Genomic DNA, 16,024 nt, shown 5'->3' with positions numbered 1-16,024 from the left:
TGCGCCCGCTGCCACGCCGACTGCTGCCGTACGGGTCGGCGGGCACCCTTTCTGCGGCGATGGCTTCGCACGCGAGGCATCACACCCCGCATCGCGCGACGTGGCAAGGAGAGCCCACAACGTCTGGGGCGCCACCGCTGGGTCATCGAACGCACGATGTCCTGGCTCGGCGGCTGCCGTCGGCTCTACCGCCGCTACGAGCGCAAGCCCGAGCACTTCCCGGTCTTCACCGCCATCGCCACGACACTCATCAACTACCGACGTCCTGAGCTGGTGGTGGTGCCGGGAGCGGCGGCGTACCCGCCGCAGGCGCGGACGTCCACCTGCCAGGCCGAGTCTCCTCCCGAGTCTTCCTTCGCAGCCCGGGCTCGCGAGACGGTAGCGCGGTCCATCGACAGCGCGCGGTTGTCGAGGTTGAGGCGGTGGCGGTCTCGGCGATGCGCGCGGCGAGCTCGCCTTCGACCGTGCGCATCCGCAGCCCCGCGCCCCGCCTGATGCCGCCGGTGGGGCGCAGAGTGGGCAGGTGCCGCCGGGCCTCTCCCTGCCCGCGGTCCCGCCCCGCCTGAAAAGCCATCCCCAGCCAAACTGGAGAGTTAAGGGGATATATAAGACCGTTGCAGTACTAGCTGCCGGCTGCAATCACTGTGATCACAGTGACTGCAGCCATCGCCGCCTGCATGTCGCGGATGGCGGCGCGGACGCTCTCGGCCGCCCATTGCCCTGTGGCGACCTCCTCCATCCGCGAGGCAACCTGCTTGCGATGGCCGTCGGGGAAGGCCAGACGGTGCAGCTTGGCCGAGTGGATCAGCGCTATGAGGCCTGCTGTCCGTGTGTCCGGCTCGGCGCCGTCGAGCACCACGGCCCGGAGCCGCTCGCGCAGTTCCCGTTCCACCGCGCCGTCGGCCTCGGGGTAGCGGCGAATCGGGAACAAGCCGAGTGCCTTGTGTTTCTCCTCCACGACCACCCCCCGCTTGCACAGGCTGTCGAGAGCCGCAGCAACGGCCTTGGACTGGTCTTTCGTCAGCCACTCCGTCACCCGGCGCTTGCCGCGACCCCGCATCCAGGTCTCGATCAGCGCCGTCCGACTGTCGAGCAGCGAGTCTCCGGTCGGAGTCGTGTCCACCAGTTCGAGGTGCTTACCTGTGACTGAAACCCTCCCGGCCAGTACCAGTTCGAGCAGGATCCCACCCGACACCGCCCACCCGGCGGCTTGTCGCTGCTTTGCCGATCCGGACTCGTCGTCCAGGGACAGCAGCATGATCTCCTCGGCCAGTGTGATTGCCATAGTCGCTACCCCCATACACCCAGTGATCACTTCCCCACCGGTCAGACGCCCGACTTCCCGGAGAAGTTCCCGAAGGGCGATGTCTCCAGCGGATCGGCATGCTTCTTCTCTTCCTGCCTGGACCTGTGGCCCGAAGGAAGCGTCGTCGGAAACGATGGGCCACGTATCTTCTGGGAGACCCACGGCTGCACATCCGGCAGTTGGGTCAACGGAGGTGGCCCCATCAGTGAAGAGTGCGATGAGAAGGTGTATGCCGCCTACCGCGCTGCGCGCTCCGAGCACGGTGAGACACCCTGGCTTGGTCGTTCCAGGTGCCCCACCTACCCCGGCCGGGGCCTGCAGCCCGGCCGCACCCTGCGGACGCGCCTCTCCAGGTCGAACTCGATGTGCTCGATGTCGGTGAACTCCACCAGGAGGCCGCCGGCGCGGCGGCCGCGGCCCTTGAAATGGATCTCCTGCAAGCCCTCGCAGCGATGTCGCGCCGCTGCTGCGCGCCGGCCCCGGCGTCCTGGGCATCGAAGAGACAGCGGCGAACTCGGGTGGCAGCGCCACGCTGAGGTGGCGAAGCCGGCCGTCGTCGGCGGTGCCGGGGGCGGCGGTGTAGGGGTGCCGGTATGAACTCTGTCATCGGCCGCAAAGGACGGGCGTGAACAGGTCACCTGACGCGATCTCTGGCGTCCTCATGTTGTTCAGGGCAACCGCGGCGCCGCGACGGCCCGGTACCGCCTCCCCCAACACGGCTGCCGGGGGCGCGGCGACCGGACGGCCGGTGGAGGACCGGCGCACGCGCAGGGGTCGGGGCCGGGGCAGGGCGCGAATCCGGGCCTCGGGTCATGACCCGCAGCCACCCCCGTTCCCCGCACGCCCCGGAATCGCGAAGCCAGCAGCCCCGCCCGGCCGCGAGGAAGCCTCGGGCGGGACGGGACCGGCGCTCGTGGCGCAAGGGCGCGCCGGGGCGCGCAGGAGGCGCAGGGCGCTGCGCAGAGACTCGAAGGCGGCGGCTCTGCACTCGGGATCCGGTGTCGACGCGCACGGTCTCCACCCAGGCCGGAGGCTGCGGCTCGCCCTCCCCGACCAGCACGGCGATCAGCCGGCAGGACGGGGTCTCCTCCGCCACGGCGGGGACCCGTCGGTCAGGACGACGACGATGTTCGGCCGGTCCGGCATCGCCAGCGCCGCACGGATTCCGACCCCGCATGTCGGTGCCGCCCCCGCCACCCAGGGCCACCTGCTCGGTGCTGGTCACCCGGGCCACCGCGTGCACGTCCGCGTCGCAGGCCAGGACGGCGACCCGGTTGCCGCGCACCCCACCTCCCGCAGGACGCCGGTGACTTCGCCGAGCGCGGCGGCGAAGTCGCCCTCGCCAGGTGGAGTGCTCAGTCAGTTCGTGTGACTGAGCGAGATAGGTGGCCCTTCAGCACACTGGCACGGGCCGGCGCCGGCGGGCGGGCCGGGAACCGCGGGGCAGGGGTCCTGCGTCCTGGACTTTCATGATCGTTTTTCTTGCGCTGGTGCTGCTGGTAGGGCTCGGCTGCCTGGTGGCGCTCGCTGTGCACACCGCAGCCGCCGTGCGGCTGCGCTCGGCCGAGCCCCTCCTGCATGCCTGGGTGTTCGTCCAGGTCGCCGTTACCGCGCTGTTCTGCGGGGGTCTCGCGTTTCTGTCCGGGCACATGACCGGCTTCGACCCCACCGATCCCTGGTCGGTCTGCAACGGCCGGGTGAGCCGGATGTTCCAGGACCCGTCGGTGCCCGAGAGCCGACTCGTCACCCGGTCGGTGCTCCCGGTGTCGGTGGTGTGCGAGAAGCACCCGGGGGACCCGAACGCCACCGAGCAGGTGCCGGGCTGGGTCAACCCCGTCATCTTCGCCGGCGGCGGCCTCGCGCTGGGGGCCGCGGGCCTGGCCCCGTTCGCCGGCGTGCTGCGTCGACGGCTGTGCCGGCCGGAGCCGGGGCCGGCCTGACCGGGCGGACGGAACGGCCGGGGGCCGGACCGCCAGGCGCCGCCAGCCCGGCGCGATCCGAAAGACACTTCCGAGCCGGAAACCTGGGCAAGCCTTCCTCGAAGGGCTTGACCAGGGTCCCCGAAGGGCTGTGGCTCCGATCTCCTGCGGTGATCTCCGGTAGGGATTCACTCTGCTGGGATGGGGCGGGGTGATCTGACGAATGCGGAGTGGCGGCGGCTTGAGCCGATGTTGCCTGCGACGGGTCTGCGCGGAGGCCGATGGGCTGATCACCGTCGGATGGTCAGCAGAGTGTTGTACCGGGTGCGGACCGGGATCCAGTGGAGAGGGCTCCCCGAACGGTACGGTCCGTGGCTGACTATCCATAAACGACATCGCCGCTGATCAGCGGACGGTGCCTGGCAGCAGCTCCTCACCCGGCTGCAGGCCGAGGAAGACGCCGCAAGCCGCGTGGTCTGAAACGTGGCCGTCGACTCCACCTCGATCCGCGCCCACCAGCACACAGCCGGCGCCCGGCATGCCCCGCATCCGGCACACCATTCCAGAACGCCGAGCACTACAAGACCCGCCACGCCGTCGAACGAGCAGTGAACGGGCTCAAGCAGTTCAGCGCCGTCGCCACCGGATACGAGAAGAGGGCCTACGTCTACCTCGGCACCGTCACCCTCGCGTTGCCATACTCGTCCGGCTCCGCACATGGTCCAAGAAACAGCCTTCAGGGCTCCAAAGGGCGATTTGCCTCCTTTGAACGCCCCCTCAGAGGCCGAGTACTTCCGGATACTCGGCCAGTTCTCGGAGGTGGGCGCCCGGGTCCGGCACCAGGCCGCGGCGGGCGAGGTCGAGCAGGCCGATGACGCCGGTCACCTCACAGGCCAGGGTGCCGTCCGCGCGGCGGATGTCCTGGCGCAGCCGGAAGGTCTTGCCCTCGCCCCACTCGAAAACGCAGGAGACGTCGACCTCGTCCCCGCCCTGGAGTTCGCGCCGGAACCTGAGCGTGCACTCCAGCTGGGCCGGGCCCACTCCCCCCGCCAGCAGCTTGTCGCCCGGGATACCGGCCGCCCGCAGGACCTCCCACAGGGCGTGCTCGCAGTACTGGAGGTAGACCGCCTGGTTGAGGTGGCCGCGGGTGTCGAGTTCGTACTCGCGGACCGTGACACGGACGGTGAAGGGCGAAGAGGAGGGGGAAGGTGCGGCAGGGTCGTGGGGCGGCACGGCCGGGTCCCTTTCGTCGTCGGCTGTCAGCTGGTCGTGGTGCTGTGGTACGGGCTGTACGGGGACCAGCACCATTGGCGCCAGTACCCCTCCGAGACCCCCAGCCAGGTGCGCAGGTCCTCGGCGCTGTCCAGGAAGTCGTGCATGCTCATCAAGAGCCAACTGTGCACTGCCTGGCTGTCCCGGCAGTCCCCGCAGTGGCCGGAAGTGCAGCAGAACTGCACGGTCTCCAGGTCGGCGCCCCACGCGTTGAAGCCGGGCAGCACCGGGTTGCCGTTGCCCATGCGCTCCGCGTGGGCCTTGTGGTCGACGCTGATGCTCGGGCAGACGTCGTAACCGAAGCTCTTGCCGTGCGAGCGGCCCGTGATCAGGGTCTCGATGTAGTGCGGGTCGTTGACGACGGCCTGCGGGAACAGGTCCTTGACGCGCAGGGCCTCGTCCAGGAGCCGACGGCCCTCCAGGGCGCCGAGGGGGTGGTCGGAGCCGTACTCGCTGTAGAAGTTGAAGCTGACCAGGTTGCCGTTGTCGGCCATCTTGCGGACGGTGTCCTCGATGTAGCGGATGCCGGGCTCGGTCAGCGCGAACACGAAGGTGGCCCGCGGGTCGCCCCGGTAGTTGTCCAGGGCGGTATCGATCAGGCCCGAGAAGCGGCGGCCGTTGGGGTGGATGGCGCGGAGCTGGTCGTCGAGGGGGCCGCCGCCGAAAACGGAAATGGCCACCGCCACGTCCTCGAAGCCGTCTTTGGGCAGGGCGAGGAGCCCGTTGGTGGAGATGGTGACGTAGTCGAGCAGCTCCACGAACGGGCGGATCTTGTCGGGGACGAGGGTGGGCTCACCGCCGATGAGCAGGGCCGAGGTGACCCCGTCGGTCTTGAGGCGTTCGACGAAGTTCCGCACTTTGGCGAGATCCCGTTGGTCGGTGACGGCCGAGTCGAAGTCGTGGGCGAAGAACCAGCATCCGTCGCAGCGGATGTTGCAGGCGCCGGTGAGGTGCACCTCGGTGTTGCGGACGGTGCGCCCGAAGCGGCGTAACGCGTCCAACCGGGCGCCCAGTTCCGGTTCCACCGAGATCAGCTCGGTGACTCGCGCACGGATCTCCTCCCGGGTACGTGGGCGGCGTGGGCTCAGGGTGAGGTCGATCGGCTGGGCTGGCATGCTGCTTCGGCTCCTGACGTGGGTGGGGAGGTGCTCAGGTGTCGATCGGTCGCCCGGGCGGTGTCAGGAGGGGAGGGCGAGGCCCATCTTCCTGACCTTCGCGCCGCCGCGAACCTCCCAGTCGTGCCGCGCCTGTTCGTTCGTACGGGTCCGCAGGCCCCAGCCGACGGCGATCTCGGCCTTCTTCGAGCCCGGGCTGCCGAAGACGTCCAGGGAGTGCGGCCACAGACGGTCCACCGCCGCCTGGACCTGCTTCTTGCCGTCGCGGTCCTTGACCAGGCCGCGCACGATCCGCGCGCCGTGCGCGATATGCACCCGCTCGTCCTGGATGACGGTTCGGAAGGAGTCGGCCCACGGCCGGTAGCTGCTGACCGACATCTCCTTCAGCAGTTCCATCACCGCGTCCTCGATGAGCCAGGACACCACGCCGCGCTCGGCCCACGTCGTGCTGTTGTGGAAGTCGGCCGTCAGGAACAGCTTGCGGCGCTCTTCCAGGGACTGCCGGGACATCTGCATGGTGTCCACGCCGAGGTCGTTCAGGACGGCGCTGGCCACCTTGAAGTGGTTGATCTCCTCGGCCGCGCGCTCGCAGCAGACCTGCCGCTCCTCGGCGTCGGGCGCGAGCGGGTAGAAGACCCGGATGTAGTCGTCGGCTCCGGACAGCTCGCCCTCGGCGTGTATGAGCATCTGGCGGGTGGCCATGGACTGGTATTCCTCGGGCATGTCGTGGAATTCCTCGGGAGTGCGGACCACGATCACTTCGTCCTCTGCCGGCACCTTGGCGACCTCTTTTCGTGGGGCGTGTACGGGGCACAGGCGTGCGCGCGGCAACGCGCACGGGGTTTACCGGCAGACATGGCCGCCGGGCGGCTTCACCCTGTCATCGCCGTGCACGGCCCGTCTTGCAGAAAACGGCCACAGCCAAGCGGTACCTCTCCTGCCGCTTGGGCAGGCAGGAGAACGCTGGTCACCTCGCCGGGGACCCGGTCCACCCGGCCGCCTCCGGCGAGCGTCGCGGTGGCCGCACGGTGGCTGAGGAACGCGGCCGGGGTCAGCCCGGTCATGGCTTTGAACTCCCGCTGGAAATGCGGCTGGTCGTGGAATCCGCAGGCAAGCGCGGTCGCGCTGGCAGGGTGCCCCCGGGTCAGCAGCGCCAGGCCGTGGCGCAGGCGGGCCACCCGGGCGACGGCCTTGGGCGACAGGCCGATCTGCTCCCGGAACCGGCGCCGTAGCTGGCGTTCGCTCCATCCGACCTCGGCGGCGACGCTGCCCACGGGCACGGGGCGCGGCCCGGCCGCGAGCAGCTCCCAGGCCCGCAGCACCTGCGGGTTCGGCTCCGGGCCGGTCACGCGGCCGCCGATCAGGCGGGAGGGGCCGACGGGCAGGGAGGTCAGCAGGGAGTCCAGGAGGGCGAATCGCTCGGCCCATCCGGGGGCGGTGGCGAGGGCGTCGGCCAGGTTCCGGGCAGGCGGGCTGCCGAGTACGACGTCCAGGTCGGCCACCGAGTCGGTGAAGTCGCCCATGTCGACGGCCAGCAGCCGGTGGGCGGCCCAGGGAGCGAGGAAGACCTGCACCCCGTACGCGCGCCCGTCGTGCTCGCCGAGTACGGCGCGGGTGTGCGGGCCCGCGAACAGGGAGGTGAAAGAGCGCGGTGTCCGGCCGTCAGCGCCCGCGGGATCGCTGACGCGCACCGGGGGGCCGAACCCCACGAGCAGGGTCACCAGCCCACCGGGCAGCTCCAGCCTGCGGTGGGTCCGGCCCAGGTCGACGCGGTAGCCCCGGTAGCCCCGCACCCCCGGGCGCAGTCGCTCGTGCGGCCGTCCCCGGGCGATCTCCCAGCGGCCCGACGGACACGCCCACACCCGCATGCCGCCCCGGTCCGCCACGTCGGCACCCCCGGCACAATCCAAGCGTGACCAACCGGACGCGACCAGCACGGAACCGGCCAGTCCGGGCGGGATGGGGGTAAACCGCCGGTCAGCCGCCGTCGGTGAAGCGGTGGTGCCGGGCGGCCGTACGGTAGTTGCGCAACGCGCTCACGGCACCGGCGGTCCAGGCCGTCTTCTTCGGATCACCTCGCCGACCAGACGAGGATGGCGGCGAGGTGGAGTCCGGCGAGGCAGACGGTGGCGGTCTTGTCGTGTCGGGTGGCCAGGCCGCGCCACTGCTTGAGTTGGTTGATGCACCGTTCGACGGTGTTCCGCTGTTTGCAGGCGTCGCGGTCGAAGGCGGGTGGGCGACCACCGGGCCGGCCGAGCCGGCGGCAGGTGGCGGCAGGTGGCGGCAGGCGCACCCGTCGCAGTGAGGGAGCTGGAGGAACCAGACATGTGACAGACGAGCGCGTTCGCAGGCGAGCACGACGGCCGGCCCGTGGCCGTCCCCGACGACGGCGGCGAACCCAAGCCCCTCATCCACGGCGTAGGCAGCGGAACGCCGTGTGAGCCGTGTCCTCGTCAAGCTCGATGCCCGGGAACAGGCCCAGCGCGTGGTGATCGCGTACGAGAGCGGCCTGGTACGACCAGGTCAGGCAAGTGCCTGACCCAGAGAGCGCCCAGGCCCGCGGCCGGCCCGGAGGCCGGACTCCCGTCCGTGGCTGTTACGGCCAGCCCTGCTTCACCTTGGCGGGGGCGGTGTTCCAGCTCTTCGGAATGAACGTGATCACGTAGGCTCCGCGGTCAAAGTCTGCGTACCCGGCGGACCAGTTCGGGAAGGTGCTCTCGTACACCTTCATCGGACCCATGCCACCATCGGGCGAGTGATAGTGGTTGGCGTGGGTCCATACCGTCTTCTTGGGATCCGCTTCCGTCTGATCGCCGAACCAGCCGTAGTCGAAGTTGACGTATCCTTCGCCCGGGTTGGCCGGACTGCGCGACACGTTCCTGTCCCCCGACATGTCGACCAGGCCTGTTCCCTGGTCCGGGCGGAAGGCGTCCGGGTCGCCGTACTTGCGCTTGTCGGAGGAGCTCCTCGGATCCTGCCCGCTCCAGAAGTGCTTCGAGTAGACGACCGCCTTCATCCTGGACGGGTCGAAGTTCCCCCCGTCACGGTCCTTGAAGGACGGCGTGCTGCTGAGAGCCGAGTAGAAGGTCGAACGGCCGTCCTCGTGAAGCAGCGGGTCGTTGCTCTTGGCGAGCTCCGCCTTGAGATTGTTCACGTAGGCCGCCACGTCGTGCGAATTTTCCAGGGCCTTGTTCATGGTGGATGCCACATCACGAGCTCGTGTGAAGCCCTTCGTTTCGTCGAAGCTTCCCTTCGCGATGCGCCCTTCGAATTCGGCCCGCGTCTCGCCGGGCCGGGGGCTGTTGTTCCTCAGGCCACTGTTGTACTTGTTCTCGTCGAACGAAGCGAACGCCAATTTGTTCGTCGGGTAGGGCCCCGAGTTGACCCAGGTGATTCCGACACAACCGTAGGACAGCTGTTCTCGCTGCGCTTCGGTCATCTGCCGCGCCTTGCCGTCGCGGTGGCTGTAGGCCTGCTGCCACTTGCGTATGTAGTTGCTGACGTCTGTAGTGGCCCTGCCTCCGCGGGCCCGGTACGCGTCAGGCATCCTGTCCAGGGGCTCGGCCGGAGGGGTCACCCGGTCGTCGGCCGAGGCGGGAGGCCTGAGGGACTCGACGGCGTCCGGCGGTAATCCGAGCGGGGGCTTGCCGGGCTGACCCAGGTCCAAGGCCCGCTCGTTCAGTGCGTTGATCTGCCTGACGTCGTCCACCGTCAGGTCGTGCGTCTCGGCGTAGGAATCCTCCGTCCCCCCACCGTCGCGGCCGACGGCCAGACTGACCGATGGCATGAACGCGGTGGTGCACATGACCACGCCCACAGTGGTGAGGGCGAGAAATACCCGATGTTTATGCATGAACTCACAACTCCCCTGCGGTGAAACCGCGATGGCGGCACGGTCGCCCGCCGGCCAAAACGAGAATCGGCCACCCCTTCGCACGTCATGGAAGGGATCGGCACATCACATGTCGACTCCCGAATCAGGATCGGCTTGCACAAAAAGCGATCATGTCTCTGTGCCAACTCCCCGGCAACATCGTGACTTCAGAATCGGCCACGCCGTCAGACAGGCGGTATCCCGTCATGCGTCCGGGCCTGCCCATCGTTGGAATGCGTAGCGGCAGCGTCCTCTGTTTCTGCTTCCGGGCCCTGCTGGAAGCAGCCCGCCGACCGCCGGGCAGACCGCACGATCCGCGCCACTCGCCTCTGCGGACGCTCACCGGTTCGTCACCGCCGCCGGGGCCGTCACCGCTCCCGCCCTCTACAGAACGGCTGGTAAGACTCTCTGGGCACAGCTTCCCCGCCGGTTTGTGGTTCGTTGTCCCCGCCGGGGGCGCCGGTTCGCCAGCCGACGGTGGCGAGCAGGCATCTCCACTCCCCGGGCCGAGACCTCCTGCACCACGGCATCACTGCCGAGCACTCGGCCGGCGCGCCGGCCTTGATGCTGCGTCTCCCGGTACGCGCAACGAAGAACGTGCCGCCGAAGCGGGAGAAGCCGCGCGTCGACCCCTTGCGCGACGACGCACCTGGGGAGTCCCGCAGCTCCGGTGCGACCCGACGTGGCATCGCTCCAGCCGCAGGACCTACCTCGGCCGAGCGGATCCGAGCCCCCTCATCCTGTGGACCACCTACACCCGATCCAGCTCGATCACCGCCGTCGGGTCGGCCCGCGGCAACTGGCGTTCGCATGAGGTACTCGAGTGGCGCTCGCCACCCTGACACGCCCTGCTCAGGGCTTCGTGCCGTCCGAGAACCTCTGGGTGCAGCGTTCGATGTGCTCCTTCATGCCGTCGGCGGCAGAGTGATGCCCGGGCAGGGTCGTGCTGGTCGTAACGGTCGCCGTGAGCAGCTGCTCAGCCTCCACGATGGTGATGCCCGTGCCGTCGTCGTCTATCAGCCTTGCACCCGAGAGATCGGCCCCCTTGAGGTTCGCCGCGCCCAGGTGTGCACCTTGCAAGGACGCATCCGTAAGCAGCGCGTCACGAAGGTCGGCCCCAGTGAGGTCGGCACGCTTGAGGTTGGCTTCGGACAACTGGGCGCAGCTGAGATCTGCGTTGTCGGCGTGGACACGAGCAAGTGATGCCTGGTAAAAGCTACTTCCCCGCAGTCGCGCGCCGACCAGCGTGGCCCCGTCCAAGCAGCTGCCGACGAACAGCACACCCTCAAGACGCGCTTGGTGGAGGTTAACCTTCAAGAGCGCCGTGTGACTCAGGTCAATCTCGTGTTCGTCTTCCCGGTCGGGACGGCGGCCGAGCACGGATAGAGCCGCACGCACGTCCTCACCAGGTGGGCGAACGCCGCTGTCAGACGCAACAGGCGCATGCTCGCGAATGAAGGCGGCCAGCAGTTGAACGATGGCGTCGTGATCCCGCGCTGAGTCGCCCATGACACGTTCCAGGGCGTACACGCCGCCAAGGCGTTCCGCCAGCGTCTCGGACCCAAGCAGCTTCACCGCAGCCACGAAGCGATCAGTCACCTGCCCTTCGCGGGTCAGCTCCGCTTGCTCTCGGTCCTTGTCGCGGGTGTGCGTCAACGTCTGCTGCGCCACCCGCAGCGTCTGGGCTGTGAAGAAAAGACCGAGACCGGCGCCAAAGGCGACGAACAGCCCCACGATCGCGGTCCGGAATCCAGAGACCGCAACGGCTTTGGGCGCGCTGTCATGCAGACGGGCAAGTTCCGCGTGATCCAGTAGCCACGGGCCACGCCACAGCACAAGGAAGGCCGCGACGAAGGCAACAGCCGCCCACGGCAAAGGGTGGGCCGAGGGCCGCCAGCGGCCTATCCAGCCAGTGAACTTCTTCAACGGAGCTCCGGCGAAGGAACGAGCCCGGCGCCATGCCGGTGCCCGCATTCGACCATGCTGAAGCGGTCCGAGTCCTGCAGGTACCCAGGGGCGGCAGCTCCACTACGGGACCATGGAGGGCGGGTGCGGGGCCCGGAGAGGCGTTCATGGGGCGCCCCACCCGGGTCATACGAGCCGCCATCACCCAGCGGCGTGCCGGCGCCATCGACCTCAAGCACGTCGGCGTCGACTGGCTGACGATCGACCGGAAACTCCCGCAGACCCGACGATCAACTCGGACGGGATCGCCTACCCGCAGGGGCACGGCATTGGCAGCTCCGCCGTGCGCTCGGAATGGGCAGCGGTGCCATGGGGTGACCCGCCCATGGCCGGCCAAACCACGGGCGACGGCGGCCACGGGCTCGACAGGCACGGTAGTTGTCACCAGATCAGCGCGCTGCTCGGCACCACCGGCCTCGGCGGCATGGCTCTCGGCCGTCGGCTACCTCATGCGCCCCGAGCGCGGCGGCACGGGCATCGCCTCGGCCGGTGCATCGTCAACGGCGGCGCGAGTGCGACAGCCAGCGCACCGGCCGGCCGGACGGGCAACCGGCGATCGCCAGCCGAGGGCTCACCAGTAGGCGCGGTCGTCCCAGGACCGGAAGTCCGCGAACTCGACGGGGTCGTCGTCCTCGTCCAGGGCGGCGAACCCATGCGTGGCCAGCGTGCCGCGCTGCCAGTCGAGGAGGGTGTCGATCAGGCCGCCCTCCAGCGGCGGCCCCTGGTTCGCGTGGCGGGGCCAGACGATCAGCGGCCATGTGTCGGGATCCCCGCCCTCGGTGAGCCAGCCGAGGTAGTCGCCGTCGATGGAGTTGGCGAAGGGGAGGAAGCCGCCGGGTTCGGGCCAGATGGCCAGCGGGTACGGCCCCGCGTGGCCGTCCTTGAGCTGCCGGTAGGCGTCCACGGTGTCCTCGACGTGCGTGAGGAAACGCCGCTCGCCGGTCCGGAGCGGGGTGCGGAAACGCAGCCACCCGCTCCAGATGCCGGCACCGTACCCGTCCATCAGCCGCACGTACTCCCCGGGCAGCGGTGTGCCCAGCTCGGCGAACGGCCCCTCCCAGGAGCCGTCGCCGAGGTACGGCCGCTCGGGTGGCGGCGACAGCAGCCGTGGCCCGTCCAGCCCGGTGCCGGTCTCCAGCGCGATTCGGCGCTCGGCCTCGGTGAGCCGAGGCGGGACCGGCGCGGGCGGGGTCCACGCCTCGGCGTCGGGAAGGAAGGCGGTCCGCGACGGTGCCCGGCAGCGGGCCCAGCAGCGGGCCGGGAGGAGAAGGGAGCTCCCAGGTGTCGCGGACGGTGTGCCGCAGATAGTCGGTGAGCGTCAGGTCGTACCGGTGCCACGGGAGCAGGCCACTGCCCGGCACCGCCCCCGAGTGCTGCACCACCACGGTCCACTTGTCGGGGTCGACGGAGGCCGAGGTGTCCCAGAACAGTACGTCGCTGCCCCGCGTGCAGCCCCAGGCCAACAGGCCGCCGGGCTCGGGGTGGAGCACGGGCCGTTCGGCCTCGGGCAGCTCCCGCGCCTCGATCCGCGCCTCCCGGTGCGTCGCGCGCAGCCACTCGCCGTAGTCGAAGCGGTCCCGCTGGACGCACGGCACGTGGATCCACACGTACTCACCGAAGTCCAGCGGCCCGTACCGGTCGGCGAGCCGCTTGTAGTCTGCCGGCAGCCGCAGTCCGAGCCAGTCCTCGACGGCCGCCCAGTCGATGGGTACAGAGGAGGAGGGGGAGGGCGGGCGCTCCGCGGGCCGGGCGGAAATCGGGCGGGGGCGGATGTGCCCGCGCGGGTCGGACTGGCGTGCCTGGAGGACGAGATGGCCCGCAGGGTGGCCGAACTGGATGCGGAGTCGACCGAGGTGGCCGGGGAAGCCCAGCACGCGCTGATCGCCCTGCGGCCGTGGGTGCTGGAGCCGCTGAACGCGGCGGCCCCGGCGCTGAACCCGTTCGAGCAGAGTGGGCGCCGTCGCAGGAGAGCACGCCGTTCACGCTCGGTCATCCCGCCCCGGATTACGAGTTCGTCGAGCGAGACGCCTTCGCAGCCCAAGACACAGGCCAACGCCACCATGGCTGCGCGGGCGTTGCCGTCCTCGAACTTGTCCCACCGCGAGTCGGCGGGGATCATGACCGCGTGCAACACCGACAGGAACTCCACGAGCTGCTCACATGCGCCGGACTCACGGTCGTCGGGGACATGCGCCCGGGCAGCCTGTTCCCGCCGGAGGCCGGCTGGCCCATCGCGCGGGGGATCGCGGCGCCGGACGGCGCGGTCCGGGAAGCGCTCGACGCCGCGTGGTGGCGCCGCCTCGCAGATGCCGACGGCGAGTTCCTGGTGGCCGTCCTCGGACATCGGATCGGCGGCAACGACTCCTGGTGGACCCGGGTCCGCTACGCCGGCAGCGGTGTGCCGGGGCTGACCGGCGACCCCGGGTTCGTGGCGCTCTCCCTTGACGGGCAGGTGCTGCTGGCGGAGGTGCCCGGCGCGGACGGGCCCCGAGTGACGGCCCTCGACCGACTGCCGGAGCGGCTGGAGGAGGCCGCCGGGGCCGCCGGGCGCGAGACGGAGGCCGAGCGAGCCGAGGTGTGGGCAGCGGTGCCCGGCCCACATGCGTGGCCCCTGCACTGGGCGGAGGGGATCGGATCCAATCCGGCCGCGCCGGACGAGCTGCTGATCCGGCTGCTGGATGTGGCGGAGGGCTTCCTGCACGGCTGCGACCGGCCCACCGTACTCGACGCCGCCGTGGCGCACCCCGATCCACGGGTGCGGTCGACGCCCGCCGACACCTTCCGGCCCAAGCTCACGTCCGATCAATGGGTACGCCTGGTCCGTGCCGAACCGTCGCCGAGTCGGCGCGCGCTCTGGGCCGACCATGCCTGCAATCGGGGCGTCGAACTCCCAGGCGACCTGTACGACGACCTCCTCGCCGGCCCGTCCCGCGCTCAGGCCGCCGAACTCCCAGGGCTCCCCGCACACCACCTCCCCGGCCTCGCGGCCGACGCCGATCCCCGGGTGCGGGCGGCTGCCTGCGCCCGGTGGGAGGACCTCGCCGCGCCGCTGCGGGAGCGGCTGCTGGTCGACACTGACGACGCGGTGCGTACGGCGGCGTTGCTCGCCCACCACACCGGCGCCCCCATGCCTCGCGAGGTCTTTGCCGCGCTGCCCGCGCCCCGGCGCGCGCTCGAACTGTGCCGTCTCTCCCGCGGGCTGGAGGCCGACCTGGTCCGGGACGGGGACGCGGAGGTACGCCGAGCGCTGGCCGCCAACCCGCGGCTCAGCGCACCCAGCGTCGCCGTTCTGGCGGAGGACCCGCACGACGACGTCCGCTCGGCGGTGGCACTGCGGCCCGACCTCAGCGAGGAGCAGCGTGCCGCGGTGCGCTGCGACTTCGACCCGACGTTGATGTCGCGCACTCTGCCGTGGGTCGAGGACCTGCACGGTGACGCCGATGCGATGCGCCGCCTCTCCGTATCGTCCCATCCGCTCATCCGCCGAAGCGTGGCCCGTGCCCGGCATCTTCCGCCGGACGTCGTGGAACGTCTGGCGCGGGACGAGGACCGGACGGTCCGCCTGTTCCTCGCCGAATCGTGCGACGACGCGCCAGCCGAGATGCTGCTGGAGGTCTGGCGCTGGTGGGACGGCAGCTTCACTCACCCCGACCGCCCCCGCAGCCACCCCCACTTCCCCCGTGCGGGCCTGCTGCGCTACGCCGGCGACCCCAGTGGGCGGATGCGCCGCCTGGCCCTGGACGATCCGGAGTCCACGCCTGCCGACGTCGCACGTCTCGCCCGCGACCCGGAAGCCGAGGTGCGCCGCCGCGCGGCCGAGGACCCCCGGCTGTCACCGGCCGACGCGGTGCGGCTGCTGAACGACCCGGCGGCCGACGTCCGCGGGACCGCGATGCGCAATCTGCGGCTGCCGGCCCGCGTCCTTGCCGGGCTGCTGCACGACCGCGACACGGCATGCGCGGCGGTCACCAATCCGGCGATCCCGGTCCCCGTCCTGCACCGCCTCCTGGCCGCGGCCGCCGAAGCCGTGGCAGCCCGGCGCTGAACACCGCCACCCCGCAGGGCGGCCCGGACCGTCCCACCCTGAACTCCGGCACACCCCGGCCGGGCGGCCCCACCAAGGCTTGTGTGCTGTCGTGATCAGTTGCTGCGTTCTGCCCTCTTCGCGGGGTGGAACCCGGTAGGACTGGTCGTGCCGCGCAGGCAACTCACCGAGCTGCAGAAGACGTCACCGCCGGACCGAGCGAACACGGCGCACGGCTGTCATGGGGCCGTGGCAGACGGCGCATTCATGGACAACCCCGCCGGAGGACCCCATGAGCCGCACCGGCGCGACATCGACCACGCCATCGCCTACCCCGAGCCACCCACATCCCCGGTCCGGCACCGCCACTGGAGCGTTTGACCATCGCGCGGGAGACGGTGGCCGAGGTCCTGAACGGCCCGGCCGTTCCAGCCCAGGGGGCCGCACTGAAGGACGCGGATGCGGTTCCGGCCGGGGTGACGGTGGCGCCCCGCCGTCGTGAGAGCCGCTCGGCTTGTCTGCTGCCCCAGGAGTATCAGCAGGTCAGGG

At 70.4% G+C, this 16,024-nt stretch carries 13 protein-coding genes and 3 pseudogenes; 6 read left to right on the top strand and 10 right to left on the bottom strand.

Going from position 1 to position 16,024, the window contains the following annotated elements; genetic code table 11:
* Nucleotides 1-48: 48 nt before the first annotated feature.
* Nucleotides 49-264, top strand: a pseudogene (locus ACIQUT_RS22450) (transposase); the annotation flags it as partial.
* A 358-nt stretch (nucleotides 265-622) separates the two neighbouring features.
* Here ACIQUT_RS22450 and ACIQUT_RS22445 read toward each other — a convergent pair.
* Nucleotides 623-1,285 (bottom strand): GPP34 family phosphoprotein, encoded by a 663-nt coding sequence (locus tag ACIQUT_RS22445; protein ID WP_403565006.1) that lies wholly within the window; start codon nucleotides 1,283-1,285, stop codon nucleotides 623-625.
* A gap of 320 nt (nucleotides 1,286-1,605) precedes the next feature.
* A pseudogene (gene tpg / locus ACIQUT_RS22440) lies at nucleotides 1,606-1,897 on the bottom strand (telomere-protecting terminal protein Tpg); the annotation flags it as partial.
* A gap of 878 nt (nucleotides 1,898-2,775) precedes the next feature.
* Between tpg and ACIQUT_RS22435 the strand changes: the two are divergent.
* Nucleotides 2,776-3,246 carry a hypothetical protein gene (locus ACIQUT_RS22435; protein ID WP_403565005.1) on the top strand — a complete coding sequence of 157 codons (471 nt, stop codon included), beginning with the start codon at nucleotides 2,776-2,778 and terminating at the stop codon, nucleotides 3,244-3,246.
* 180 nt (nucleotides 3,247-3,426) lie between these two features.
* Entirely contained in the window at nucleotides 3,427-3,630 is a 204-nt protein-coding gene (locus ACIQUT_RS22430; RefSeq protein ID WP_403565004.1) for a transposase, read from the top strand.
* A 372-nt stretch (nucleotides 3,631-4,002) separates the two neighbouring features.
* Here ACIQUT_RS22430 and ACIQUT_RS22425 read toward each other — a convergent pair whose 3' ends face one another.
* The 5 genes from ACIQUT_RS22425 to ACIQUT_RS22405 all read right to left on the bottom strand — a co-directional run bounded on the left by ACIQUT_RS22425 (nucleotide 4,003) and on the right by ACIQUT_RS22405 (nucleotide 7,905).
* Nucleotides 4,003-4,458 (bottom strand): acyl-CoA thioesterase, encoded by a 456-nt coding sequence (locus ACIQUT_RS22425; protein ID WP_403565077.1) that lies wholly within the window; start codon nucleotides 4,456-4,458, stop codon nucleotides 4,003-4,005.
* Between the two features lie 26 nt (nucleotides 4,459-4,484).
* The gene (locus ACIQUT_RS22420) at nucleotides 4,485-5,612 is read right to left on the bottom strand and encodes a radical SAM protein (protein WP_403565002.1); all 1,128 of its coding nucleotides are present in this window, start codon (nucleotides 5,610-5,612) and stop codon (nucleotides 4,485-4,487) included.
* A gap of 63 nt (nucleotides 5,613-5,675) precedes the next feature.
* Nucleotides 5,676-6,389, bottom strand: a complete 714-nt coding sequence (locus ACIQUT_RS22415; protein ID WP_403565000.1) for a Phenylacetic acid catabolic protein — start codon at nucleotides 6,387-6,389, stop codon at nucleotides 5,676-5,678.
* A 95-nt stretch (nucleotides 6,390-6,484) separates the two neighbouring features.
* Nucleotides 6,485-7,498 (bottom strand): helix-turn-helix domain-containing protein, encoded by a 1,014-nt coding sequence (locus ACIQUT_RS22410; RefSeq protein ID WP_403564998.1) that lies wholly within the window; start codon nucleotides 7,496-7,498, stop codon nucleotides 6,485-6,487.
* Nucleotides 7,499-7,683: 185 nt separating this feature from the next.
* A complete protein-coding gene (locus tag ACIQUT_RS22405; RefSeq protein WP_403564996.1) occupies nucleotides 7,684-7,905 on the bottom strand; it encodes a hypothetical protein in 222 nt (73 codons plus the stop codon).
* A 132-nt stretch (nucleotides 7,906-8,037) separates the two neighbouring features.
* Here ACIQUT_RS22405 and ACIQUT_RS22400 point away from each other — a divergent pair.
* Nucleotides 8,038-8,151: pseudogene (locus ACIQUT_RS22400) on the top strand (DNA-binding response regulator); the annotation flags it as partial.
* A gap of 57 nt (nucleotides 8,152-8,208) precedes the next feature.
* Here the strand turns inward: ACIQUT_RS22400 and ACIQUT_RS22395 are convergent.
* From ACIQUT_RS22395 to ACIQUT_RS22385, 3 genes are all read right to left on the bottom strand, one after another.
* Nucleotides 8,209-9,465: a protein-glutamine gamma-glutamyltransferase gene (locus tag ACIQUT_RS22395; RefSeq protein ID WP_403564994.1), complete on the bottom strand. Its 1,257-nt coding sequence runs from the start codon at nucleotides 9,463-9,465 to the stop codon at nucleotides 8,209-8,211.
* An 873-nt stretch (nucleotides 9,466-10,338) separates the two neighbouring features.
* Nucleotides 10,339-11,412 (bottom strand): pentapeptide repeat-containing protein, encoded by a 1,074-nt coding sequence (locus tag ACIQUT_RS22390; RefSeq protein ID WP_403564992.1) that lies wholly within the window; start codon nucleotides 11,410-11,412, stop codon nucleotides 10,339-10,341.
* Nucleotides 11,413-12,022: 610 nt separating this feature from the next.
* Complete coding sequence (locus ACIQUT_RS22385) at nucleotides 12,023-12,454, bottom strand: hypothetical protein (RefSeq protein WP_403564990.1); 432 nt, start codon at nucleotides 12,452-12,454, stop codon at nucleotides 12,023-12,025.
* 1,122 nt (nucleotides 12,455-13,576) lie between these two features.
* On the opposite strand from ACIQUT_RS22385, the gene ACIQUT_RS22380 reads away from it, so the two are divergent.
* Entirely contained in the window at nucleotides 13,577-15,496 is a 1,920-nt protein-coding gene (locus ACIQUT_RS22380) for a hypothetical protein (RefSeq protein ID WP_403564988.1), read from the top strand.
* Nucleotides 15,497-15,724: 228 nt separating this feature from the next.
* The gene (locus ACIQUT_RS22375) at nucleotides 15,725-15,856 is read left to right on the top strand and encodes a hypothetical protein (RefSeq protein ID WP_403564986.1); all 132 of its coding nucleotides are present in this window, start codon (nucleotides 15,725-15,727) and stop codon (nucleotides 15,854-15,856) included.
* The last annotated feature ends 168 nt before the right edge of the window (nucleotides 15,857-16,024 follow it).

Origin of the sequence: Streptomyces sp. NPDC090445 (genome assembly GCF_044769385.1) — a bacterium.
Lineage (GTDB): Bacteria > Actinomycetota > Actinomycetes > Streptomycetales > Streptomycetaceae > Streptomyces.
Note: the sequence above shows the minus strand (reverse complement) of the source record. Positions and strands in the feature narration are given on the sequence as shown.